This is a genomic window from Streptomyces sp. NPDC048275, from assembly GCF_040652275.1.
Taxonomy (GTDB): domain Bacteria; phylum Actinomycetota; class Actinomycetes; order Streptomycetales; family Streptomycetaceae; genus Streptomyces.
This window is the reverse complement of the sequence record NZ_JBEZLR010000013.1, coordinates 1-22,042: the sequence shown is the minus strand read 5'-3', so window position 1 is coordinate 22,042 and position 22,042 is coordinate 1. Positions and strand designations below refer to the sequence as shown.

Genomic DNA, 22,042 nt, shown 5'->3' with positions numbered 1-22,042 from the left:
GCGCCGGGCAAGTGCTGACGCTGCCATATGAGCGCGTATCAAATTCTCGTAAAACCGCTTATCCGGAGCTAACGGGCGAGGTGGCTATGGTAGGGGCTCCACTGGACACCACCAGAGCCGATAGGGGAGGTGCGGCTGCGCCTGTGGATCGAGGACGGGTGCTGCGGCGCCTGCTCAGATCGGCGGGTGAGCCGAAATCCGTGACCGACATCGCTGACAAGTTCCATGCTGCCCCCGCGCAGACCGCGACGTTTTCCACCGACGCGGAGTCGCAGGCGTGGACTCCGCCCACCTGGGAGGAGATCGTCAGCACGCACAGCGGCCGTGTCTACCGGCTCGCCTACCGCCTGACGGGTAACCAGCACGACGCCGAGGACCTCACGCAGGAAGTCTTCGTCCGCGTCTTCCGCTCCCTGTCCACCTACACGCCCGGCACCTTCGAGGGCTGGCTGCACCGCATCACCACGAATCTCTTCCTGGACATGGTGCGCCGCAAGCAGCGCATCCGCTTCGACGCCCTCGGTGACGACGCGGCCGAGCGCCTGCCCAGCCGTGAGCCGTCCCCCCAGCAGGTCTTCAACGACGCGCACTTCGACGCGGACGTCCAGCAGGCGCTGGACACCCTCGCGCCCGAGTTCCGCGCCGCCGTGGTCCTCTGCGACATCGAGGGACTCTCGTACGAGGAGATCGCCGCGACCCTGGGCGTCAAGCTCGGTACGGTCCGCAGCAGGATCCACCGTGGCCGATCGCAGCTGCGCAAGGCCCTCGCGCACCGGTCCCCCGAGGCCCGCGCCGAGCGCCGCGGGTTCTCGATGCCGCGTGTGCCCGCGCTGGGAGGAGGGGGCGCGACCGCGTGAGTGGATCACGGCCCAACTCCCCGGAGCGGCATGTCGCCGACCAGCACCTTGGGGACCGACTCTCCGCCCTCGTGGACGGAGAGCTCGGTCATGAGTCGCGTGAGCGCGTCTTGGCCCACCTCGCCACCTGCGCGAAGTGCAAGGCCGAGGCGGACGCCCAGCGCCGACTGAAGAACGTGTTCGCGGAAGTCGCCCCTCCGCCTCCTTCCGAGAGCTTCCTGGCCCGTCTCCAGGGACTTCCTGGGGGAGGTGACTTCGACGGCGGTGGTGGCTCACCGCTCGGCGGGGCCGGATTCGGCGGTGGACTCGCCCCGGGAACCGGCGTGAGCGGACTCTTCGGAGTGCGCGGCGAGCCCTTCGGTTACGTTCCCGCGGGGCCGCACGCCGACATGCTGCCCCCCTCCGCCGGGCGCGGCTTCCGCATCCATGACGTCAGCCGTCACGAGGCGGAGCGATCGGCCTCGCGCGGGCTGCGCTTCGCCTTCGCCGCCGCCGGCGCGGTGTCGCTGGCGGCGGTCGCACTCGGTGGAGTGGCGACCGGGGGATCGAGCGACACCGCGGACGCGCGCGGCGGCTCCGGCGGAACCAATGTGACACCGGCGCGTGCGCCGGGATCGGGCGCCGCGACGGCCCCCGAGTCACAGCGCCGGCGTGCCGTCGGGCCGCTGTTCGCCCAGGAGCAGCGCGCGCTCGGCGAGGCTCCCGTGGCGCCCACCGGGGTGTCCGCATCTCTGCTGCCCGGAGTCCCCGCTCCGATGTCCCAGAGGCAGGAAGTCATGCACACGCTGACGGCACCCGTGGTGGCCGGCGCCGCCGCGATGTCCCCGCTCATACGTCCGCTCACCGAGGCCCAGCCGGCCGCGCTGACCTCCTGGTCGACGGCGCCGGAGGTCATCACCCCGGGCCTGCTCGCCGCCCCCGCACCCGCCCCGTCCCCCTCTTCCGCCCCGCCCCCCTCCTCCCGTACGGCCCGCTGACCCGCCCTCTGCGCTGCGGCCCTGGAACCTGGTTGAATCCAGGGTGGGCCGCGTCCGCCGGAGGGATTTCCGGACGCGGGGTCGACAATCTGCGGTGACCGTCGGCTGGTTGTGCCGCGGGCCAGGTGTGGGGAGAGCATGGACGAGGGGAAGCCCACGAAGGCGAAGTGGTGGAGTCGGCCCCGACCGCAGGTCCCTCCTGGGGATGCCGGGGTGGGCGACTCCGGCGGGGGCGGTGACTTCGAGCTGGAGCCTCCCTTGACGAGCGCCGCCTCGGGTGGGTCCGGCACGGGCACTGGTGCTGACACCAACGGTCACGTGGACGGTGACGGTGACGGTGACTTCGAGCTGGAGCGGCCCGCTCCCGCTCACCACGGCGGTGCGCCGAGCGCCGCCGAGGACGCGGGGCCCGCCGACCGCGCTCCGGCCGACGGTCCGCGGCCCGTGCACGCCCCCGACTCCTCCAGCACGCCTCCGTACGGTGTGCCGGGCCCCTGGGCGCCCGCCCCGCCGGTCCAGCACCCGGCGGCCACACCGGCGCACGGCACGCCCGCCCCGGCGGCCCCCTCCGCGCCCGGCGTGCCCGTCCCGGCCGCAACCCCGGCCCGCGGCGCCTTCATGCCCCCAGGCCCGCCCACAGCCCCGTACACGGGCACCTCCCATCTCACCCCCGCCCCCACTCCTGCCCCCTGGCAGAACTACGACCCCTGGGCCGCCGCCTCCGGGCCTCTCCAGCAGAACGGCGCCGCCGTCGAGAGCACGACCCAGCGGCGCAAGCGGGCGAAGAAGGCGCTGGTCCTCGGGGCCGTGCTGCTCGCTCTCGGCTCCGGGGGCGTCGGCGGCGCCGTGGGGGCGTATCTGGAGGGCGGGACCACCGACGTCGAGCTGCCGCAGGCCGGCAAGGAGGCGCCAGGGCGGGCCGCGGACAGCGTGGCCGGGATAGCGGCCCGCGCGCTGCCCAGCGTCGTCACCCTGCATGTGCGCGGCGCCGACGAGGAGGGCACCGGCACCGGGTTCGTGCTCGACACCCGGGGGCACATCCTCACCAACAACCACGTGGTCGACCCGGCCGGCAGCGACGGCGGGATAACGGTCACGTTCAGCGGCGGCGAGAGTGCCAAGGCCACGATCGTCGGACAGGACAGCGGGTACGACCTCGCCGTGGTCAAGGTCTCCGGGGTCGGCGGGCTCGCCCCCATGCCGCTGGGCAACTCCGACAACGTCCAGGTGGGCGACCCCGTCGTCGCGATCGGCGCCCCGTTCGACCTTGCGAACACCGTCACCTCCGGCATCATCAGCGCCAAGGAGCGGCCCATCACGGCGGGCGGCGAGACGGGCGACGCGAGCGACATCTCGTACGTCGACGCCCTGCAGACCGACGCGCCCATCAACCCCGGCAACTCCGGGGGCCCGCTCCTCGACTCCCAGGCCCGCGTCATCGGCATCAACAGCGCCATCCGCTCCGCCGACAGCGGCACCGGCCTGCAGGGCGGTCAGGCCGGTTCCATCGGGCTCGGCTTCGCCATCCCGGTCAACCAGGCCAAGCGCGTGGCCGAGGAGCTGATCAACACCGGCAGGGCCACCCACCCTGTGATCGGTGTCATGCTCGACATGGACTACACGGGTGACGGCGCCCGGGTCGGCACGGAGGGCGCCGGCGACAGCGCGCCGGTCACCGCGGGCGGCCCCGGCGCCAAGGCGGGCATCAAGGCGGGCGACGTCATCACCGAGGTCGACGGCCGACGTGTGCACTCCGGCGAGGAGCTGATCGTGAAGACCCGTGCCCACCGACCCGGCGACCGGCTCGAGCTGACCCTGCGACGGGACGGCGCGGAAAAGAAGGTCACCCTGGTCCTCGGCTCCGCCGACGGCAACTGACATGAACTTCACAGGAGAGGCCTCGAACCCTGTCCTGAGCGGTAAACAACGCGGAAAACCCGCCGTGTACATGAACCAGGAAGCGGCGGGACAGTTCCGGACGGACGGGATCGACGGGTACCGTGGACCCGGCCCGGACCACGGAAGAACCGCCGAGGGCCCGAGGACCGAGGACATCGCAAGGAGCTTCAGGTGTTCAATGACATAGGACCGCTCGAGCTGGTGACGCTCGTTGTCCTTGCTGTGCTCGTCTTCGGCCCGGACAAGCTCCCGAAGGTGATCCAGGACGTCACGCGCACCATTCGCAAGATCCGCGAGTTCTCGGACAGCGCCAAGGCGGACATCCGTGACGAACTCGGCCCGGAGTTCAAGGACTTCGAGTTCGAGGACCTCAACCCCAAGACGTTCATCCGCAAGCAGTTGGACAATGACGAGCTGGGGCTCAAGGAGATCCGCAACGGCTTCAACCTGAAGAAGGAGATGGCCGAGGTCACGGACGCGGTCCAGGGCCGTGACTCCGAGTCGTCCGGCTCCGGCTCCGCTTCCGATGGCACGGGTTCGGCCGGCGGGTCCGTCGACATGAGCAAGAAGCCCGACATGACCAAGAAGCCCGACCCGGACGAGCGCCCGCCCTTCGACGCGGACGCCACCTGAGCCGTGGCGCGCCTGAAAACGCGCACGTCACCTGTGTTGCCGTACACGGCCTGAAAGCGACGCGTGCACGCCCCGCGAGCCGGGGCATTCCCTGCTGCTCGGAGCGGTGTGGCTATGCTGCCCAGTTGTTGTGCGGACCGCTGAGGACGCCCGAGGGGGGCGGGCCGCCCGGTCCGACGAGAGCGAGGAGGCGTCCGGCCAGATGGAGACGACAAGTCGGGTAGGCGCGCAGGCGTCGGCAGCGGAGGACGGACAACCGGTCCCCTCCGCACGGCGTGCGGTCGACGGTTACCTGCTGGCGCCCTTCCCGTGGTACGGCCTCGACGAGGCCTTCACGGGGCCGCGTTGGCTGATGCAGGTGGGCACCTCGGCGGACGACGCCGTCGAGCACGGTTCGATCGGGCACGGCGAAGAGCCCTCGGTGCGCGGTGAGTCGACGCAGGACAAGGAGCGCTTCGCGGTCGTGGTGACCGTCGCGGCCAGCCCCGACCGCCGCAGCGCGGACGGTATGGGTCTGCTGGAGGCCACCTCGGTGTCCTCCGCGGCCTGGCTCGCGGGGGTGGGGCTGCTGTCGTTCACCTGGCCGGGGCAGATGGACCACACCCTGCGGGACGACTGGCTGGACCAGCAGACCGAGACGGCGTGGGTCCTCGCGGACGACCTCGACGGGCCCGACTGGTCCTCGCTGTCCCTGCCCGTGGACGGCGTCCCCACGCCCTTCCACTACCGCGAGTCCGAGTTCGGCTGGGTTCTCGCGGGCTCCACCCAGGAGGGCGTCCACGTGGGTGCGTACGGCAGGGGCATGAGTGCGTACGGGTTGGGCTTCGCCATGATCAAGGACATCTCGGCGTACGCGTGACGCTCCGCCGGACGGGAGCAGGGGGACTGCGGACCGCTCGTGAGTGCGGGGCCGTCGTGGCCGGTCGCGCGCCCACGCGGCGGAGCCGGACATATGTCACGGCCCCGCGCCCCTTGCGGGGCGCGCCCCCGCGTCGTACGGGACCCCCTAGAACTTGTTTCTCGGGGTGATGCCCAGCGACATGCCCGACAGGCCTCGCTGGCGGCCGCCCAGCTTGCCGGCGATGGCGCGCAGGGCCGAGCCCGCGGGGGACTCGGGGTCGGTCAGGACGACCGGCTTGCCCTCGTCGCCGCCTTCGCGCAGACGGACGTCGATCGGGATGGAGCCGAGGACGGGGACCGTGGCCCCGGTCGTGCGGGTGAGGCCGTCCGCGACCGACTGACCGCCGCCGGTGCCGAAGACGTCGACCATCTCGCCGCAGTGCGGGCAGGGCAGGCCTGCCATGTTCTCGACCACGCCGACGATCTTCTGGTGGGTCTGGACGGCGATGGAGCCCGCGCGCTCGGCGACCTCGGCCGCCGCCTGCTGCGGGGTCGTGACCACGAGGATCTCCGCGTTCGGGACGAGCTGCGCGACCGAGATCGCGATATCGCCCGTGCCCGGCGGGAGGTCGAGCAGCAGCACGTCCAGATCGCCCCAGTACACGTCCGCCAGGAACTGCTGGAGAGCGCGGTGGAGCATCGGGCCGCGCCAGACGACGGGCGCGTTGCCCGGGGTGAACATGCCGATGGAGATGACCTTCACGCCGTTCGCCGACGGCGGCATGATCATGTTCTCGACCTGGGTGGGACGGCCGTCCGCGCCGAGCATCCGGGGCACCGAGTGGCCGTAGATGTCCGCGTCGACCACGCCGACCTTGAGACCGTCGGCCGCCATCGCCGCCGCCAGGTTCACCGTCACCGAGGACTTGCCGACACCGCCCTTGCCGGAGGCGACCGCGTACACGCGCGTCAGCGAGCCCGGCTTGGCGAAGGGGACCTCGCGCTCGGCCTGGCCGCCGCGCAGCGCGGTCGCCAGCTCGCGGCGCTGCTCGTCGCTCATCACGTCCAGGGTCACGTCGACGCGCGTGACGCCCTCGACCGCCGAGACCGCCTTCGTCACGTTCGTCGTGATGGTTTCGCGCATCGGGCAGCCGGAGACGGTCAGATACACGGTGACCGCGACCGCACCGTCCGCACCGATCTCCACCGATTTGACCATCCCCAGCTCGGTGATGGGTCGCTGGATCTCGGGGTCGTTCACCGTCGCCAGTGCTTCACGCACCGCGTCTTCCGTAGCCATAGACACGATGGTACGGCGCCCGGCGGGGGACCCGGAAAGCCCCGTCACCGGTCGTCTACGTCACGTCCGCGAGAGCGTTCTGTCGGGACTGTCGGGAATACGACCTGGCCGTCGGGACGGTGTTCCTCCAGCTCCTTGATCAGGTCCTGGAGTTCGGAGCGGATCCAGTCGCGGGTGGCGACCTCGCCGAGGCCCACGCGCAGGGCGGCGATCTCGCGGGTGAGGTACTCGGTGTCCGCGATCGACCGCTCGTTCTGCTTGCGGTCCTGTTCGAGGTTGACCCGGTCGCGGTCGGCCTGGCGGTTCTGCGCGAGCAGGATCAGCGGGGCGGCGTAGGAGGCCTGCAGCGACAGCATCAGGGTCAGGAAGATGAACGGGTAGTCATCGAAGCGCAAGGCGTAGGGCGCGCTGACGTTCCACACCACCCACAGGATGATGGCGACCGTCATCCAGACGAGGAACCGCCCGGTGCCGAGGAAGCGGGCGATGCGCTCCGACAGCCGCCCGAAGGCCTCCGGGTCCCACTCCGGCATCAGCCGACGGCGCGGCGACATCGGCTGGTCGAGCCGGGTGCGGGGCCGGGGGGCGGCGGTCGCCCCGGTGGCGGTCCGCTCGCGGGTCTCGCGGTCAGGCGCCATCGGCTCCCCCTTCCCCGGCTTCTCCTTCTTCTCCCTCTTCCGCTCTCGCCTTGTGTTCTTCGGCCTCGTCCAGATCGAACTCCGTCTCGCGCCAGTCCTCGGGCAGCATGTGGTCCAGTACGTCGTCCACGGTCACCGCGCCGAGCAGGGAGCCGCTCTCGTCGACGACGGGCGCCGCCACCATGTCGTACGTGGCGAAGAAGCCCGCGACGACGGGCAGCGCCGCGTCCGGGGCGAGGGGCTGCAGATCGCCGTCCAGGATCGAGCTGACCAGGGTGTACGGCGGGTCGCGCAGCAGCCGCTGGAAGTGCGCCGTGCCGAGGTACTTGCCGGTCGGCGTCTCGTCCGGCGGGCGGCACACGTACACCTGGGCGGCGAGTGCGGGGGACAGGTCGGCGTTGCGGACCCGGGCGAGCGCTTCGGCGATTGTGGCATCGGGCCGCAGCACGATGGGCTCGGTCGTCATCAGACCGCCGGCGGTCCGCTCCTCGTACGCCATCAGCCGCCGTACGTCCGCCGCCTCGTCGGGCCGCATCAGCGCCAGCAGCCGCTCCACGTCCTCCTCGGGCAGTTCGGCGAGCAGGTCGGCCGCGTCGTCCGGGTCCATCGCCTCCAGGACGTCGGCGGCGCGCTCCTCCTTGAGCTTGCCGAGGATCTCGATCTGGTCGTCCTCGGGGAGCTGTTCGAGGACGTCGGCGAGGCGGTCGTCGTCCAGTGCGGCCGCCACCTCCCCGCGCCGTTTCGGGGACAGGTGGTGCAGGACGTTGGCGAGGTCGGCCGGGCGCAACTGCTCGAAGGTGGCGAGCAGGCTCTCGGCGCCCTGTCCGTGCTCCTCCAGGGAGAATCCGGTGACCGCGGACCACTCGACGGTCAGCGTCTCGCCCTTGGCGCGCCGGAAGGCCCCGCTGCGGGCCTTGCGCACGAAGACCCGGTCGATCTCCCACTCCCGCCGAGCGGGGAGCTGCTGGATGGCCACATCGAGCACGGTCACCTCCTCGTCCGTCTCGACGAGCTGTACGCGCCGGTCGAGCAGTTCGCCGAACACGAGCCGCTCGGTGGGCCGCTGTTCGAAGCGGCGCACGTTCAGGACGCCGGTGGTGATGACCTGACCGGACTCGATGCCGATGACGCGGGTCATGGGCAGGAAGACGAGCCGCCGCGTGGACAGTTCGACGACCAGGCCCAGCAGCCGGGGTGGGCGCCGTCGGACGCGCAGCATCGCGACCAGGTCCCGCACCCGGCCCACTTGGTCGCCGTTCGGGTCGAAGACGGCGACTCCGGCGAGGTGCGAGACGAAGATCCGGGGGGCGCCTGCGACCATACCCGCGCCTCCTTCTGCCCGTATCTCTGCGTGCGCGCCTTTGGTTGCGATCTGTCCGCTCGGGTGGGCTTCAGGCTAGCCCGTCCCGGTCAAATACGCCCTGGTGAGCGGTCCGGACGGACTGGCTCCGCCGGGGGCGGGCGGCACCGGTACGCTGCCGTACGCCGTTGAGGACACCCGTATGAGAGGCAGCCCCACCTGTGTCTGCAATTCCCCAGGGCCGTACCCGCAGGGCCGTACTGGTGAGCGCGGTATGCGCACTGGTCGTCACCGGGACGGGGCTCACGGGGTGCAGTAGTGAGGATCCGGACGCGGGGACGAACGGGGTGGGCAAGCTGTCCGCCACCGAGATCCAGGCGAAGACGCGGAAGGCGGCCACGTCCGCGGAGACGGTACGGCTCGCCGGATCCGTGGTGTCGAACGAACGTACGTACAAGCTCGACATGCGTCTGAAGTCGGACGGCGGCACCGGGTCGGTCACCTCGGAGGGGGCGACCTTCAAACTCCTTCGCGTCGGCGAGCACCTCTTCCTCAAGGCCGACGCGGAGTTCTGGAACCACGAGGACGGCGAGGGCGGTGCCACGTCGGCGGACACCGCGGCCGCCGAAAAGCTCGAGGGCAAGTACGTCAAGGTCCCGAGCGGTGACCCCGCCTACAAGCGCTTCATCAGCTTCACCGACAAGGACGTCCTGCTCGACGGTCTCCTCACCCTGCACGGCACCCTCGCCACGGACGGCCGCAACGAGCTGTCCGGCGTCCGCACCATCCGCATCACCGGCGACGAGGGTGCGGGCGGCACCCTGGATGTCTCCCTGGAGGGAAACCCGTACCCCCTGCTCCTGGCCCGCGCGGGCGACGCAGGCACCCTGCGCCTCACCGACTGGGGCAAGGACTTCGCCCTCGAGGAACCTTCGAAGGACGAGACGGTGGACTACGGCCAGCAGCTGCCGACGTCGTAGGGGGCCCCACCCGCCGCACCGGGCGCAGACCCACGTACAACCAGTACGAGGGCCTGCGCCCGGCACGCCGAGAGCACGCACCTACGGCAGACATCAGCCGCTCCGCGGCGGGCGCGAGGCCCGCCCTCCGGGCGGACGGCGGGAATTTGACGACAGGACCTAGCCGCTACCGGCCGCGCTGCCGCCTCTTGAAGAGGAGGCGGGGGACGGACGCCGGGATCGGTTGCCGGGTCGTCGCCGGGGTCGGGACGGGTGCGGCGGCGAGGGAGCCGTCCGGCAGCGGCAGAGTGCCGGCCTGCGGCTCGAGGCGCAGGACCCGGCACTCGCGCGCCCAGCGGGCCGGCATCGCCTCGCCGTCGGGCGCGTTCAGGCGCTTGCCCTTGAGCTCGGCGACGGCCGCGTCCCAGGCGGGGGAACCGGGCGCGAGTTCCACCACCTTCGCGGTCCACGCGACGAGGCGCCCGCCCTTGTCCTTGCTGCGCACGGTGACCACCGCTGCGCCCCCGTCGACGAGACCGGGCAGCGGCTGCTCGCCGGGCCCGTCGCCGATCAGGCAGGCCGCGCCGTCGTGCCACACGTGCCACAGGGCGCGGGTGGGCGCGTCGGAGCCGGCGACCCCGTGCGCCTGCACGCCGCTGCCGCCCCGCACCCAGATCAGCCCGGACTTCTTCGTGGCTTCCTCGACGAGGGCCCGGTCGAGCAGCTGTTCCGTCATGGGCCCAGCCTATCCAGGGCCCTGTGAAGGCCTCAGAGCCAGCCGTTGCGCTTGAGCATCCGGTGGATCGAGAAACAGATGCCGACCGTCACGCCGAGCACCAGCGGGTAGCCGAACTTCCAGCGCAGCTCGGGCATGTAGTCGAAGTTCATGCCGTACACGCCACACACCATCGTCGGTACGGCGATGATCGCCGCCCAGGACGTGATCTTGCGCATGTCCTCGTTCTGGGCGACGGACGCCTGTGCGAGGTTGGCCTGGAGGATCGAGTTGAGCAGCTCGTCGAAGCCGAGGACCTGCTCCTGGACCCGGGCGAGGTGGTCGGCGACGTCCCGGAAGTACTTCTGGATGTCCGGGTCGATCAGCCGCATCGGCCGCTCGCTCAGCAACTGCATCGGGCGCAGCAGCGGCGAGACCGCCCGCTTGAACTCCAACACCTCGCGCTTGAGTTGGTAGATGCGGCCCGCGTCCGTGCCCCGGGGCGTGCCTTTGCGCCCCGGCGAGAACACCTCGGTCTCCACCTCGTCGATGTCGTCGTGCACGGCGTCCGCGACCGCGATGTACCCGTCGACGACGTGGTCGGCGATGGCGTGCAGCACGGCGGAGGGACCCTTGGCGAGCAGCTCGGGATCGTCCTGCAACCGGTGCCGCAGCCCGCGCAGTGAGCCGTGCCCGCCGTGCCGCACGGTGATGACGAAGTCCCGTCCGGTGAAGCACATGACCTCGCCGGCCTCGACCACCTCGCTGGTGGCGGTCAGTTCGTCGTGCTCGACGTAGTGGATGGTCTTGAAGACGGTGAAGAGGGAGTCGTCGTAGCGCTCCAGCTTGGGCCGCTGGTGGGCCTGGACGGCGTCCTCGACGGCCAGCGGGTGCAGTCCGAACGCGCCCGCGATACCGGCGAATTCGGCCTCGGTGGGCTCGTGCAGACCGATCCACACGAAGCCGCCGTCGCGGTGCACCAGGCTCTTCGCCTGGTGCGGGGTGAGCGGCCCGGAGGTCTGGACGCGGGCCCCGTCGCGGTAGATGGCGCAGTCGACCACGGCGGAGGGGGTACCGGGGGCGCGAGTGGCGTCGTACGAGCCACTCTCCTTGCGCAGCGAGGGGCGGGGGCGGACCGCGGCACGGAGGTCACGGATCATCGACATGGCAGGCTCCTTCTCGCAACGGAGGCGCCGACGACGGTTGAAACTACCCGGAATGGGGACGTCCTGACTGCGGATGTTTGGCACGTCCACAAAGCGGGGAGCACCGCACCGTCGCGGTGGCAGCTTCGCTACTGATTCAGATCAGACAGATCAGACGGATCAGGCGGAAACGAAGCGCTCTTCCGTGGTGCACCAGGGCAACGCTGACACTATGCACACGTTCGCAAAAAGCGGCAGCTAGGAGAAGTGCGGGACCAGCTACAGAATTCAGCGATCGGAAGAGCGGGTAGTACTGCACGGTCGACTTCGGTCCATTGCAGCCCCACCTCCTCCGGTCAGTCCCCCGTGAGGGACGATCCATCCCCCGTGGGGGAGTCTGTCTCCCCCTGTGGAGGAGCCAGTCAGTCTCAGTGCGTCGGAGCTCGAGAGCGACGCTTCTGCGTGCTGCCCCGACCAGCGGCCAAGACTATCAGCGCACTGATGCGTCAAGTCGCTGCTTTGCCCATTACTGACGAGTTCTATGCTCGGATCATGGCTGATGTTCTTCCCCTGGTCGAGGCCCGGTTGCGTTCTGCGCTGGGCGAACCCGACGCGCGGGCCGCGGTTACCTTCCTCGGCACCGACCGCATCGAAGTGTTGCGCTTCACAGAGGGTGACCTCGTCCGCTACGCCACGCTCGGCATGTCCGCCCAGCCGATGGCGGACCCCACGGCGGTCCTCGCCGACCCGGTGAAGGGGCCGCGCGCGGAGCTGGTCCTCTCGGTCCGCGTGGGCGGTGCCGAGACCGACAAGGTGCTCCGCCCGCTGGCCGTGCTCGCCGCTTCCCCGCAGGTCGAAGGGCTGATCGTGGCCCCCGGCGCCTCCCTGGACGTGGGCGAGCCGCTGTGGCCGGGGGCGCCGTTCAGCTCCGTGCTGGTCGCGGAGTCCGGCGGCCTGGTCGAGGACCTGGAACTGGACGCGCCCGCCGATCCCGTACGTTTCCTGCCCCTGCTCCCGATGACGCCCAACGAGGCTGCGTGGAAGCGCGTGCACGGCGCCGGCGCCCTCCAGGAGCGCTGGCTGAACAGCGGGACGGACCTGCGCGATCCACTGCGCAGGTCCGTCCCGCTGGACTGAGGCCGGATCATTTCCTGGCCGAAATCCGTCAGTTGGCGAAAACGGCCACGCTGTCCTCGGTGGAGTGCTGTGGCTGGAGCTCCTCCGCTTCGTGGGTGAGCGCGTTGCGTCGTACGAGGACGACCACGGCGCCGAGTACCGCGGTGACCGCCGCGACCACGAACGGGATGTGAATGTTGCTCCACTCCTCGATCTTCGGCGCGAAGAAGGGCGCCGCCGCGGCCGCGAACCACCGCACGAAGTTGTAGCCCGCGCTCGCCACCGGGCGCGGCGCGTCCGACACCCCGAGCGCCAGCTCCGTGTAGACCGTGTTGTTCACGCCGATGAAAGCGCCGGACAGGATCGTGCAGACGACGGCGGTGGTGTGGTCGCCGTATCCGAGCACGAGCACGTCGGCGGCGAGCAGCACGAGTGAGCCGCCCAGCACCTTCAGCGAACCGAACCGGGCCTGCAGGCGCGGCGCCACGAGCACCGAGAAGACGGCCAGCAGCACACCCCAGCAGAAGAAGACCGCGCCCGACTTGTACGGGGTCATGTTCAGCACGAACGGCGTGAAGGCCAGCACGGTGAAGAACGTGTAGTTGTAGAAGAACGACGAGACGGCCGCCGAGGCGAGACCACCGTGCCCGAGGGCCTTGATCGGGTCGAGCAGCGAGGTCTTCCGTGCGGGCTTCGGCTGCTCCTTCAGGAACACCGTGATGCACAGGAAGCCGACCGCCATCAGGAACGCGGTGCCGAAGAACGGGTAACGCCAGCTGGCGTTGCCGAGCAGGGCGCCGAGCAGCGGCCCGCACGCCATACCGAGGCCGAGCGCGGACTCGTACAGCAGGATGGCGGCGGCGCTCCCGCCGGCCGCGGCGCCGACGATCACGGCGAGAGCCGTGGACACGAACAGGGCGTTGCCCAGGCCCCAGCCCGCCCGGAATCCGACGAGTTCGCCGACCGAACCGGATGTGCCCGCGAGCCCGGCGAAGACCACGACGAGCGCGAGGCCGAGGAGCAGGGTCTTGCGGCCGCCGATGCGGCTGGAGACGAAGCCGGTCACCAGCATCGCGACGGCGGTGATCAGGAAGTACGAGGTGAAGAGCAGTGAGACCTGGCTGGCGGTGGCGTCCAGGCCCTGGGCGATGGAGGGCAGGATCGGGTCGACGAGCCCGATGCCCATGAAGGCGACGACGGAAGCCCCGGCGGTCGCCCAGACGGCCTTCGGCTGGCGCAGGATGCTGCCCGCACCGGCGTCGAATGTGTCCCCTTCGGTGGGGCCTCCCATGCTGTTGGCCATGCTCGCTCCTCGACTGTGTACCCAGGGGCACCGAGAGATCGTTGTCTTATACACACAATACGTTAGTTCGACTAATTAATGCAAGATGCATCTAATTTCTACGGGTGACCGGCACGCTCCGGACGGGTGATCGTCCTTGACGCGGCGAAAGACTGGGAGGAGCGTGGGGCCCTATGAGGGGCGAACCCAGTTGCCCGAAGTGTGGTGGCCGGGTCAGGGCTCCCGGTCTCTTTGCCGACTATTGGCAGTGCGATGTCCACGGGACCGTGCATCCGCTGCAGCCCGTGATCCCGCCCAGCGTCGAGGCCCTCGGTGTCGTGGTGCACCGTGCCCAGGTGCCGGTGTGGATGCCGTGGCCGCTGCCGGTCGGCTGGCTGTTCACCGGTGCGGCCTTCGCCGGCGACGACCGCAGCGGCGGGCGCGCGACCGCTGTGGCCTGCTCGGGTCCCGGGCCGCTCGGCGGCGTAGGGGAGCTGATCCTCGTCGCCGAGGAGCTCGGTGTCGGCCTCGGCGCGCGGTATGCGGGCATGGACGGACCCGACCCGGGGCCGTACATGAGCGTGGAGAAACCGCCGCAGGCGAAGGTCCTCGCGGCCGGCCGCCCGACCCCGCTGTGGCATGTGGCGGGCACCCCCGACGACCGCGCGGTCTTCGCGGGCGAGGCTCTCGGGCTGTGGCTGTGGGCGGTGGTGTGGCCCGAGCAGTCGGGGCTGCTGATGTACGACGAACTGGTGCTGACGGATCTACGGGACGCGGGGGCCGAGGTGGATCTGCTGCCTTGTGGGGCGCTGTCGCCGCGGATCTTGGAACCGTAGCGCTCCGCCGAGTCGCGTCTGTATGCCCGCGGCTCCGCGTTGCCGGTGGGCGCTCACAGGAGTCTCGTAGGGGGCGCTCACGGGATACGGGTGTGACATGGGGGCGCTGGATTCCCGTTATCCTTGAGCGTCACTTCCCGTACCGTCACGCCTGGAGTCCGCGTAGTGCGTATCGATCTGCACACCCACTCCGCCGCCTCCGACGGTACGGACACCCCTGCCGAGCTTGTGCGCAACGCTGCCGCCGCCGGTCTGGACGTCGTCGCGCTGACCGATCACGACACCACCCGCGGATACGCGGAGGCCGTCGCGGCGCTCCCCGAGGGGCTCACCCTCGTCACCGGCGCCGAGCTCTCCTGCCGCCTCGACGGCATCAGCATGCACATGCTGGCGTACCTCTTCGACCCCACGGAGCCCGAGCTGCTCGCCGAGCGCGAACTGGTGCGGGACGACCGGGTGCCACGCGCCAGGGCCATGGTGGCCAAGCTTCAGGAACTGGGCGTGCCGGTCACCTGGGAGCAGGTCGCGCGCATCGCGGGCGAGGGGTCCGTGGGGCGGCCGCACGTCGCCTCCGCCCTGGTCGAGCTGGGGGTCGTGGACAGCGTCTCCGACGCCTTCACCCCGGATTGGCTGGCCGACGGCGGCCGGGCGTACGTCCCCAAGCACGAGACCGACCCCTTCGAGGCGCTCCGGCTGGTCAAGGCTGCGGGCGGCGTGACCGTCTTCGCGCACCCGGCCGCCGTCAAGCGGGGCCGGACCGTGCCGGAGTCCGCGATCGCCGAGCTCGCCGCGGCGGGCCTCGACGGCATCGAGGTGGACCATATGGACCACGACCCGGCGACCCGGGCGCGGCTGCGCGCACTCGCGGCCGACCTGGGGCTGCTCGCCACGGGGTCCAGCGACTACCACGGCAGCCGCAAGACATGCGTGCTCGGGGAGTTCACGACCGATCCCGAGGTGTACGGGGAGATCACCCGGCGGGCCACCGGGGCCTTTCCGGTGCCGGGGACCGGCGGAGCCTGACCCTGACGGTTCCCCTCCCGACCTGACCTGACCTGACCTGACCTGATCTGTCGTCGGGGTGAGGTCTGTCCACGGGCGCTCGGCGTTTGCCGGTGCGCCCGCCTTTCCCGCGTTCCCGCTCCACTCTCTCGCAAGGCTTCACCCATGTTCGACGTCGCCGTCTTCGGCTCCCTCTTCCTCACCCTCTTCGTGATCATGGATCCCCCCGGGATCACCCCTATCTTCCTCGCGCTCACCTCGGGACGCCCCGCCAAGGTGCAGAAGCGGATGGCCTTCCAGGCCGTCTGTGTGGCCGGTGGAGTGATCGTCGTCTTCGGCCTGCTCGGGCACCAGATCCTCGACTACCTGCACGTGTCCGTGCCCGCGCTGATGATCGCGGGCGGGCTGCTGCTCCTGCTGATCGCCCTGGACCTGCTGACCGGCAAGACGGACGAGCCGAAGCAGACCAAGGACGTCAACGTCGCCCTCGTACCGCTCGGTATGCCGCTGCTCGCCGGCCCCGGCGCGATCGTCTCCGTGATCCTCGCGGTGCAGAAGGCCGACACCGTCGCCACACAGGTGTCCGTGTGGACCGCGATCCTCGCCATCCATGTCGTGCTGTGGCTGGTCATGCGCTACTCGCTGCTGATCATTCGTGTCATCAAGGACGGTGGTGTCGTGCTGGTGACCAGGCTCGCGGGCATGATGCTCTCGGCGATCGCGGTGCAGCAGATCATCAATGGGGTTACTCAGGTCATCGAGGCGAGCTGAGCTGGTCATCGAGGCGAGCCGAGCTGGTCATGGAGGCGAGCTGATTCGCCCCCTGCATACGCAAAGCCCCGTACGGCATCCGTGCCGTACGGGGCTTTGAAGTCTGCCAGGCGTCCGCGTGTTATGAGGCGGACGAGTCGGCCGGGCGGATCCAGAGTCGCTGCCCGATGGCGGCGGCCTGCTGAACGATCCGGTTGACGGAGGCGGCGTCCACAACGGTGCTGTCCACGGCCGTGCCGTCGACGTCGTCGAGTCGCATGATTTCGAAGCGCAAGGGCTTCTCCCTTCGTCTGGTCATCCTCCTGAGGAGAACTACTCGTGTGTGGAGCGCGAGGCGACTGTGTCCCCGCTTCCGTACGTATTCAACGGGGTGCGTGTTACAAACATTCCCTACGCTAAGGAAATTTTTCGAGAACCTAATTACCATCCGGTAAGAAGTGGGAGGGAGACTGAATGGGACCAGTTGTGTTCGCAGCGTGACCACCGGGACAATGGAGGTGATGAACGACGACCTCGCGGCGCTCGGCGCCCGCATCGACCGCACGAACGAGCTGCTCCAGCGCATGCTCGCCGAGGTGGCGAAGACGCCCTCGACCCATGCGATCTTCGTCGACGCCGGATACCTGTACGCGGCCGCGGGGCGGCTCGCCACCGGGACCGAGGACCGCCGCGCCTTCGACCTCGACGCCGAAGGCCTCATCGACGCGCTCATCGACAAGGCCCGCACGATCTTCGCCGACAGCAGGCTGCTGCGGGTGTACTGGTACGACGGCGCGCGCCGCCGCATCCACACGGCGGAACAGCAGTCGATCGCCGAGCTGCCGGACGTGAAGGTGCGGTTGGGCAACCTGAACGCCAACAACCAACAAAAGGGCGTCGATTCGCTGATCCGCAGCGACCTGGAGTCCCTCGCCCGGCACCGTGCCATCAGCGACGCCGCACTGCTCGGTGGCGACGAGGACCTGGTGTCGGCGGTCGAGGCGGCGCAGGGGTACGGCGCGCGGGTCCACCTCTGGGGCATCGAGGCGCCGGAGGGCCGCAACCAGGCCGAGCCGCTGCTGTGGGAGGTCGACAGTCAGCGCACACTCGACCTCGACTTCTTCAAGCCGTACGTGTCCCGGCGGTCCGCCGCCACCTACGACGCGACGGCGGCGATCCGGCCCACGCGCGAGGACGTACGGTTCGTGGGCGCCCAGATCGCCGCGAAGTGGCTGGCCGCCCGGGGTCGTGAGTCGCTGGTGGACCTGTTGCCCGGCCATCCGTATCTGCCCGGTTCGGTCGACCAGGACCTGCTGGTCGAGGCCGAGGGTCTGTTGCAGTACTCCCTGCGAGGGCAGGCGGATCTGCGCCGCGCGCTCAGGGACGGCTTCTGGGGGCACTTGCAGGCGCAGTACTAGGTACTGGTCGGCTGGGCGCCGTCCGTGCCGTCCCAGAACTTTGCCAGGGCCTGTGCCGTCCGCTCCGGCTGGTCCGTGTTCGGGGAGTGCTCGGCTCCTCGTACGACCGTGCGCATGGCCTTGAGGCGTACGGCCATGTCGTCCAGGAGCGGCACCGGCCAGGTGTCGTCGTGTGCGCCGGAGAGGACGTGCTTCGGCAGGCGTACGGCGGCCAGTTCGACGACGCGGTCGGGCTCGGTGCACAGCTGACGGCCCGTCGCGATCAGCTGGGCGGGTTTGGTGCCCAGCCAGCGGCGCCGCAGGTCTTCGCGCTCGTCGAGCCCCGAGTCCAAGCCGCCCGTTTCGGTGTCCTCCGGCGGTTCCATCGCCTGGATCGCCTCCCACACCTGGGCCATGCCCATCACGGTGAGCGCGTCCCGGAGCAGTTTGACGCGCTGTTGCTGCGGGACGGAGATCTGGGCGGGGCCCGAGGACATGAGGGTGAGTGAGGCGAAGGGGGTCGGGTCGAGGAGGACGGCGGCGCGGGCGATCTGGCCGCCCAGAGAGTGCCCGACCAGGTGTACGGGCGTGCCGACGGCCTGCGCCTGCGCGAGTACGTCGCGCGCCAACTCGTCCTGTGCGTAAGCCGCTTCGTCGTGCTCGGGCCCGTCGCTCTCGAACTGGCCGCGGCCGTCCACGGCGACGGTCCGGTACCCGCTCGCCGCCAAGGGCTGGTGCAGCGCGATGAAGTCTTCCTTGCTCCCGGTAAAACCCGGCAGCAGCAGTGCGGTGCCTTTTACGGCGACACCGGCCTCGATCACCGCGAACTCGCCGCGTCCTGTGTTCAGCCGGTGGGCGCGGGCTCCGGCCGGCGGGACGAAGCTGAAGGGACGACTCATGGGTCCGAGGCTATCGGGCGGGACCTTCAGGGTCCGGGTCGCCCTCGTGCTCCGGGCCGTCGTGATGAGCCAGGAGCCCGCGTGAGTGCTGTGCGAACGCGGTGACGGGCTTGCGGGGGATATAGCTGCGGGGGAGTGACGGGTCCGGCTCGGGGGCGTTCGGCGGGGGTGCGTCGGACGTGGGGGGTTCCCCGTCCTGCGGGCCCCTCCGCGTTTCTTGGCCCGGCTCCTCTTCCGGCGCCGCCACACTCGGCGCCGACGGCCGTTCCTGTCCGGCTTGCCGGTTCCACCACCGTTTCAGCCATGCCCGTCCTCGGCGTGGGCGGCGTGGCACCGCGGTCGTGGGCTCTTCCACCGGCGGCGGTGCGGGCGTCGGCATGGGCGTTTGCGGTCGCGACCGGGTTGCGTGCAGAGGCTCTGCGGGCGCTTGCGTGGTCTGCGCTCCGGGCGCCGTGGCGTCAGTCACCACGGGTGTCGGGGCGGGCTCGGCCGAGGGGTCCGCGGAGGGCTCGGAACCGATGATGTCGGACAGCTGGCGGATCACTTCGTCCGGCGTGGGCCGCAGCTCGGGGTCTGGTCGGAGCAGGGCGGTGAGAATCGGCAGAAGAGGACCCGCGGCTGCCGTGAATTCGGGTTCCTCGTACAACACGGCGTGCAGCGTGGCGAGTGTCGTGGTGCGGCGGAACGGGCTGTGGCCGCTGACCGCCGCGTACAAGGTCGCGCCCAATGACCACAGGTCGGACGCCGGCCCCGTGGCCCTGCCCGACACCCGTTCCGGAGCCATGTACTCGGGCGAGCCGATCAGCATGCCGGCCATGGTGACAGCGGACGTGTCCTGGATCGCCGCGATCCCGAAGTCGGTCAGGACGATCCGCTCGGGGTCCTTCCGCTCGAGGAGCACATTGCCCGGTTTGATGTCGCGATGGAGGACGCCCGCGGCGTGCACCGCGCGAAGCGCCGCCGCGAGTGCCCGGCCGATACGGGCCGTCCGCCAGGGGTTCAGCGGGCCACTGTGCACCAGTACCTGTTCCAGGGACCGGCCTATGACCAGTTCCATGACGATCCACAGCCGGTCGTCCTGATGCACTACGTCGTAGACCCTTACGACGTGGGGGTGGTCGATGCGGGCGGTGGCGCGGGCCTCCCTGAGCGTGCGTTCGAGCAGGACGGGCCGGTCTTCCGATTCGACACTGTCGAGGCGCATCTCCTTGATCGCCACGTCGCGGCTGAGCATCTCGTCGACCGCGCGCCAGACGCGCCCCATACCGCCTTGTCCGATCAGGCCCGTGAGTCGGTAGCGGCCGACGAGCAGACGAGGCTCACCCTGACCGGTCTCCGTCCATGCGCTCATGTCTGCGACCTCCCCTGCCAGTAAGCGAGGCTGTGGCGAATGGTTTGGGTGTGGGTATGACCACGGCCCAGCACTCGGAGCGTCTCGGGCAGCAGCTCGGAGAGCGTGGCGGCCGCGCCGGACAGGTCGCCCGACACCCCCTGCCAGGCAGCCAGGTTGTGGCGGACGATCAAGGCGTACATGTGGGTTCGTCCCAGCAGGCGCAGGGCGTCCGGCAGCAACTCGCCGAAACCGGTCACGGCACCGGACACATCACCCGAGACCCCGCGCCACTGGGCCAGATCGCTCCGGGTGGCGAGCGTGTCGAGATGGCCCGCGCCCAGCACGCGCTCCCGGTGCGGCAGCAGTTCGGTCAGAGCGGTCACGGCGCCCTGCGCGTCCCCGGCCTCGCCGCGCCACGTGGCCAGAGCGTGCCGCACGGCCAGGGTGTCGGGATGGTCCACGCCGAGCACCCGCAGGGCGTCGGGCAGCAGCCCGGCGAAATCGGAGACAGCGCCCTGCGCGTCGCCCGCCGCGCCGCGCCAGTGCGCGAGGTTGTGGCGGGTTGCGAGGGTATCGGGGTGGTTCGCGGTCAGGACGCGTTCCCGGTGGGGCAGTAGTTCGGTCAGGGCGGTCACGGCGCCCTGTGCGTCCCCGTCCTCGCCCCACCACGCGGCCAGGTTGTGGCGCGCGGTCAGGGTGTCAGGGTGATCGGGACCCAGCAGGTCTTGCTGGGCGGTGGCGAGCTCCCTGTAGAGGCGGACGGCGTCGGTCGCCCGGAACGCGTCGGCCGCCGCGGAGGCTTCGATCCACATCTCCTTCAGATCGTCCACACCGAGGGCGGCGGCCATGCGCGGCTCGGTGGCGCCTTGAACGGCGTTGTCCGATCCGCTGTCCTGTGCGCCGGGGTCCTGAGTGGGGTCGTTCTGTGCGCGGCGGTCCTGAGCGGGGTTGTTCTGTGCGTCGCGGTCCTGAGCGGGGTTGTCCTGTGCGCCGCCGTCCTGAGCAGGGTTGTTCTGTGCGTCGCGGTCCTGAGCAGGGTTGTCCTGGCTGTCCGCGCCCTCGGCGAGGTTGTCCGGGACAATGCCGGACAACCCGAGCTGGGTCAGATGCTGGGTCAGATGCCGCACGCGGACCTGCTCGCGGACGGCGAACTCCTCGGCCGCCATCTGTTTCTCCATGGCGGTACGTGCCTCGGCCTCGGCCTGGTCCCGCGCCACTTCGGCCCGGTCCAGGAGCTCACGCACCTTGCTCAACTCACGGGTGTGCCGTTCCTCGCGCTTCAGGCGCTTGCGCTCATTCTTGAGCGCCGCCACTTCCTGTTCCAACTCCATGCGACGACGCATCAGTTGGAGGTACGCGGGTTCTGGAGCCGAGGTTGCGGCTGCGGTCGGCGCTGTGGCCGGAGCGGGGGCAGAGGGACCGGTATCCCGCAGCGAACGCCGGGCATCGACCAGCAGCTTCAACGCCTTCCTCTTGTCGCGCTCTTGCGCTGCCTGCTCCGTGACACAGGCTTTCGCGAGGGCGACGACGAATTCCTCGTCCGGGACCTTGCCCGCGAGGAACTCCGAGATCCGGGTGCGGGAGCAATAGACGTCGTTCTCGAGCTCACGGTAGGTCTTGCCGCTCCGGTCCACGAGCTCGCGCAGGAAGACGGCCAGCAGTCTGGCCTCCTCCGTGGCGGCACGTACCGGTCCCCGGGGACGCCCGCCCTTCCACTGCGGCACAACACCGCCCCCTTTTTTTCGTTCCCCCACCGCACCGAGTGCGCCCACTGTCCCGGACAACTGTGGACCATCCGGACCTACTCCCGGACAAGGGCGGCCAACTGCGCTGCGCGTCACGGTTGTTACTGCAAGCCCCAGTCTCCGGTGGGACCACGTAAGGAGTCCATGATGTCTGTTCAGTCCCCAGGTGCCGAGCCCGTCAAGCCTTCCGGGCCCGGGTGGCCGTATCTCGTCCTGACCGTCCTGCTCACCGCGATCGGCAACGATTGGGCACCCGGCGAAGTGCGGTCGCTCGGATACGTTCTCCTGGCGCTCGTCGCCGTCGCCTACGCGGCCACGCGTGACTAGGGCCTGTCCGGCGGATCATGCCGCAGACGCGGGGTCTGGCACGCCCATCTGCGGCGTTGTCGTCGGTTGCCGACGCTCCGCGTCGACGCCCT

The 22,042-nt window shown here is 70.2% G+C and carries 22 protein-coding genes; 12 read left to right on the top strand and 10 right to left on the bottom strand.

Annotated features, from left to right (window positions below; translation table 11 throughout):
- The first annotated feature begins 158 nt into the window (after positions 1–158).
- The 5 genes from sigE (at position 159) to AB0D57_RS10955 (ending at position 5,225) form a co-directional block, all read left to right on the top strand.
- A complete protein-coding gene (gene sigE / locus AB0D57_RS10975) occupies positions 159–857 on the top strand; it encodes an RNA polymerase sigma factor SigE (RefSeq protein WP_362070420.1) in 699 nt (232 codons plus the stop codon).
- Positions 854–1,834 carry an anti-sigma factor gene (locus AB0D57_RS10970; RefSeq protein WP_362070174.1) on the top strand — a complete coding sequence of 327 codons (981 nt, stop codon included), beginning with the start codon at positions 854–856 and terminating at the stop codon, positions 1,832–1,834. The genes sigE and AB0D57_RS10970 overlap by 4 nt, the downstream gene beginning before the upstream one ends.
- Positions 1,835–1,972: 138 nt before the next feature.
- Positions 1,973–3,712: a trypsin-like peptidase domain-containing protein gene (locus tag AB0D57_RS10965; RefSeq protein ID WP_362070171.1), complete on the top strand. Its 1,740-nt coding sequence runs from the start codon at positions 1,973–1,975 to the stop codon at positions 3,710–3,712.
- Between the two features lie 192 nt (positions 3,713–3,904).
- On the top strand, positions 3,905–4,366 hold the full coding sequence (locus AB0D57_RS10960; protein ID WP_362070168.1) for a sec-independent translocase: 462 nt from the start codon (positions 3,905–3,907) through the stop codon (positions 4,364–4,366).
- Between the two features lie 202 nt (positions 4,367–4,568).
- Entirely contained in the window at positions 4,569–5,225 is a 657-nt protein-coding gene (locus tag AB0D57_RS10955; RefSeq protein ID WP_362070165.1) for a hypothetical protein, read from the top strand.
- A gap of 147 nt (positions 5,226–5,372) precedes the next feature.
- Here the strand turns inward: AB0D57_RS10955 and AB0D57_RS10950 are convergent, their stop codons facing one another.
- Genes AB0D57_RS10950 through AB0D57_RS10940 form a run of 3 tightly spaced genes read right to left on the bottom strand, consistent with a single transcriptional unit; the run spans position 5,373 to position 8,465 of the window.
- The gene (locus AB0D57_RS10950; RefSeq protein WP_362070162.1) at positions 5,373–6,506 is read right to left on the bottom strand and encodes an Mrp/NBP35 family ATP-binding protein; all 1,134 of its coding nucleotides are present in this window, start codon (positions 6,504–6,506) and stop codon (positions 5,373–5,375) included.
- Between the two features lie 44 nt (positions 6,507–6,550).
- Positions 6,551–7,144 carry a DUF1003 domain-containing protein gene (locus AB0D57_RS10945; protein WP_362070159.1) on the bottom strand — a complete coding sequence of 198 codons (594 nt, stop codon included), beginning with the start codon at positions 7,142–7,144 and terminating at the stop codon, positions 6,551–6,553.
- Positions 7,134–8,465 (bottom strand): CBS domain-containing protein, encoded by a 1,332-nt coding sequence (locus tag AB0D57_RS10940; protein WP_362070156.1) that lies wholly within the window; start codon positions 8,463–8,465, stop codon positions 7,134–7,136. The genes AB0D57_RS10945 and AB0D57_RS10940 overlap by 11 nt, the downstream gene beginning before the upstream one ends.
- A gap of 200 nt (positions 8,466–8,665) precedes the next feature.
- Here AB0D57_RS10940 and AB0D57_RS10935 point away from each other — a divergent pair, with 200 nt between their 5' ends.
- Positions 8,666–9,424, top strand: a complete 759-nt coding sequence (locus AB0D57_RS10935) for a hypothetical protein (RefSeq protein ID WP_362070153.1) — start codon at positions 8,666–8,668, stop codon at positions 9,422–9,424.
- Between the two features lie 166 nt (positions 9,425–9,590).
- Here the strand turns inward: AB0D57_RS10935 and AB0D57_RS10930 are convergent, their stop codons facing one another.
- Positions 9,591–10,139, bottom strand: a complete 549-nt coding sequence (locus AB0D57_RS10930; RefSeq protein WP_362070150.1) for a hypothetical protein — start codon at positions 10,137–10,139, stop codon at positions 9,591–9,593.
- A gap of 32 nt (positions 10,140–10,171) precedes the next feature.
- Positions 10,172–11,284, bottom strand: coding sequence for a magnesium and cobalt transport protein CorA (locus AB0D57_RS10925; protein WP_362070147.1), 1,113 nt, complete (start codon positions 11,282–11,284; stop codon positions 10,172–10,174).
- Positions 11,285–11,815: 531 nt separating this feature from the next.
- On the opposite strand from AB0D57_RS10925, the gene AB0D57_RS10920 reads away from it, so the two are divergent.
- Complete coding sequence (locus AB0D57_RS10920) at positions 11,816–12,400, top strand: suppressor of fused domain protein (protein WP_362070144.1); 585 nt, start codon at positions 11,816–11,818, stop codon at positions 12,398–12,400.
- Positions 12,401–12,428: 28 nt separating this feature from the next.
- On the opposite strand, the gene AB0D57_RS10915 is transcribed toward AB0D57_RS10920, so the two are convergent.
- The gene (locus tag AB0D57_RS10915) at positions 12,429–13,682 is read right to left on the bottom strand and encodes an MFS transporter (protein WP_362070141.1); all 1,254 of its coding nucleotides are present in this window, start codon (positions 13,680–13,682) and stop codon (positions 12,429–12,431) included.
- A 173-nt stretch (positions 13,683–13,855) separates the two neighbouring features.
- Between AB0D57_RS10915 and AB0D57_RS10910 the strand changes: the two genes are divergently transcribed.
- From AB0D57_RS10910 to AB0D57_RS10900, 3 genes are all read left to right on the top strand, one after another.
- On the top strand, positions 13,856–14,497 hold the full coding sequence (locus AB0D57_RS10910; RefSeq protein WP_362070138.1) for a DUF6758 family protein: 642 nt from the start codon (positions 13,856–13,858) through the stop codon (positions 14,495–14,497).
- Between the two features lie 165 nt (positions 14,498–14,662).
- Positions 14,663–15,520, top strand: coding sequence for a PHP domain-containing protein (locus AB0D57_RS10905; RefSeq protein ID WP_362070135.1), 858 nt, complete (start codon positions 14,663–14,665; stop codon positions 15,518–15,520).
- A 144-nt stretch (positions 15,521–15,664) separates the two neighbouring features.
- Entirely contained in the window at positions 15,665–16,270 is a 606-nt protein-coding gene (locus AB0D57_RS10900) for a MarC family protein (RefSeq protein WP_362070132.1), read from the top strand.
- Between the two features lie 121 nt (positions 16,271–16,391).
- On the opposite strand, the gene AB0D57_RS10895 is transcribed toward AB0D57_RS10900, so the two are convergent.
- Positions 16,392–16,568, bottom strand: a complete 177-nt coding sequence (locus tag AB0D57_RS10895; protein WP_362070428.1) for a hypothetical protein — start codon at positions 16,566–16,568, stop codon at positions 16,392–16,394.
- Between the two features lie 193 nt (positions 16,569–16,761).
- On the opposite strand from AB0D57_RS10895, the gene AB0D57_RS10890 reads away from it, so the two are divergent.
- Positions 16,762–17,667: an NYN domain-containing protein gene (locus AB0D57_RS10890; protein ID WP_362070418.1), complete on the top strand. Its 906-nt coding sequence runs from the start codon at positions 16,762–16,764 to the stop codon at positions 17,665–17,667.
- Here AB0D57_RS10890 and AB0D57_RS10885 read toward each other — a convergent pair.
- Genes AB0D57_RS10885 through AB0D57_RS10875 form a run of 3 tightly spaced genes read right to left on the bottom strand, consistent with a single transcriptional unit; the run spans position 17,664 to position 21,602 of the window.
- A complete protein-coding gene (locus AB0D57_RS10885) occupies positions 17,664–18,545 on the bottom strand; it encodes an alpha/beta hydrolase (RefSeq protein WP_362070128.1) in 882 nt (293 codons plus the stop codon). The two genes, AB0D57_RS10890 and AB0D57_RS10885, sit on opposite strands and share 4 nt — an antisense overlap.
- 10 nt (positions 18,546–18,555) lie before the next feature.
- Positions 18,556–19,896 carry a protein kinase gene (locus AB0D57_RS10880; RefSeq protein WP_362070125.1) on the bottom strand — a complete coding sequence of 447 codons (1,341 nt, stop codon included), beginning with the start codon at positions 19,894–19,896 and terminating at the stop codon, positions 18,556–18,558.
- Positions 19,893–21,602, bottom strand: coding sequence for a tetratricopeptide repeat protein (locus tag AB0D57_RS10875; RefSeq protein WP_362070122.1), 1,710 nt, complete (start codon positions 21,600–21,602; stop codon positions 19,893–19,895). The genes AB0D57_RS10880 and AB0D57_RS10875 overlap by 4 nt, the downstream gene beginning before the upstream one ends.
- A gap of 165 nt (positions 21,603–21,767) precedes the next feature.
- Here AB0D57_RS10875 and AB0D57_RS10870 point away from each other — a divergent pair, with 165 nt between their 5' ends.
- Positions 21,768–21,950 carry a hypothetical protein gene (locus AB0D57_RS10870; protein WP_362070119.1) on the top strand — a complete coding sequence of 61 codons (183 nt, stop codon included), beginning with the start codon at positions 21,768–21,770 and terminating at the stop codon, positions 21,948–21,950.
- Positions 21,951–22,042 lie beyond the last annotated feature (92 nt).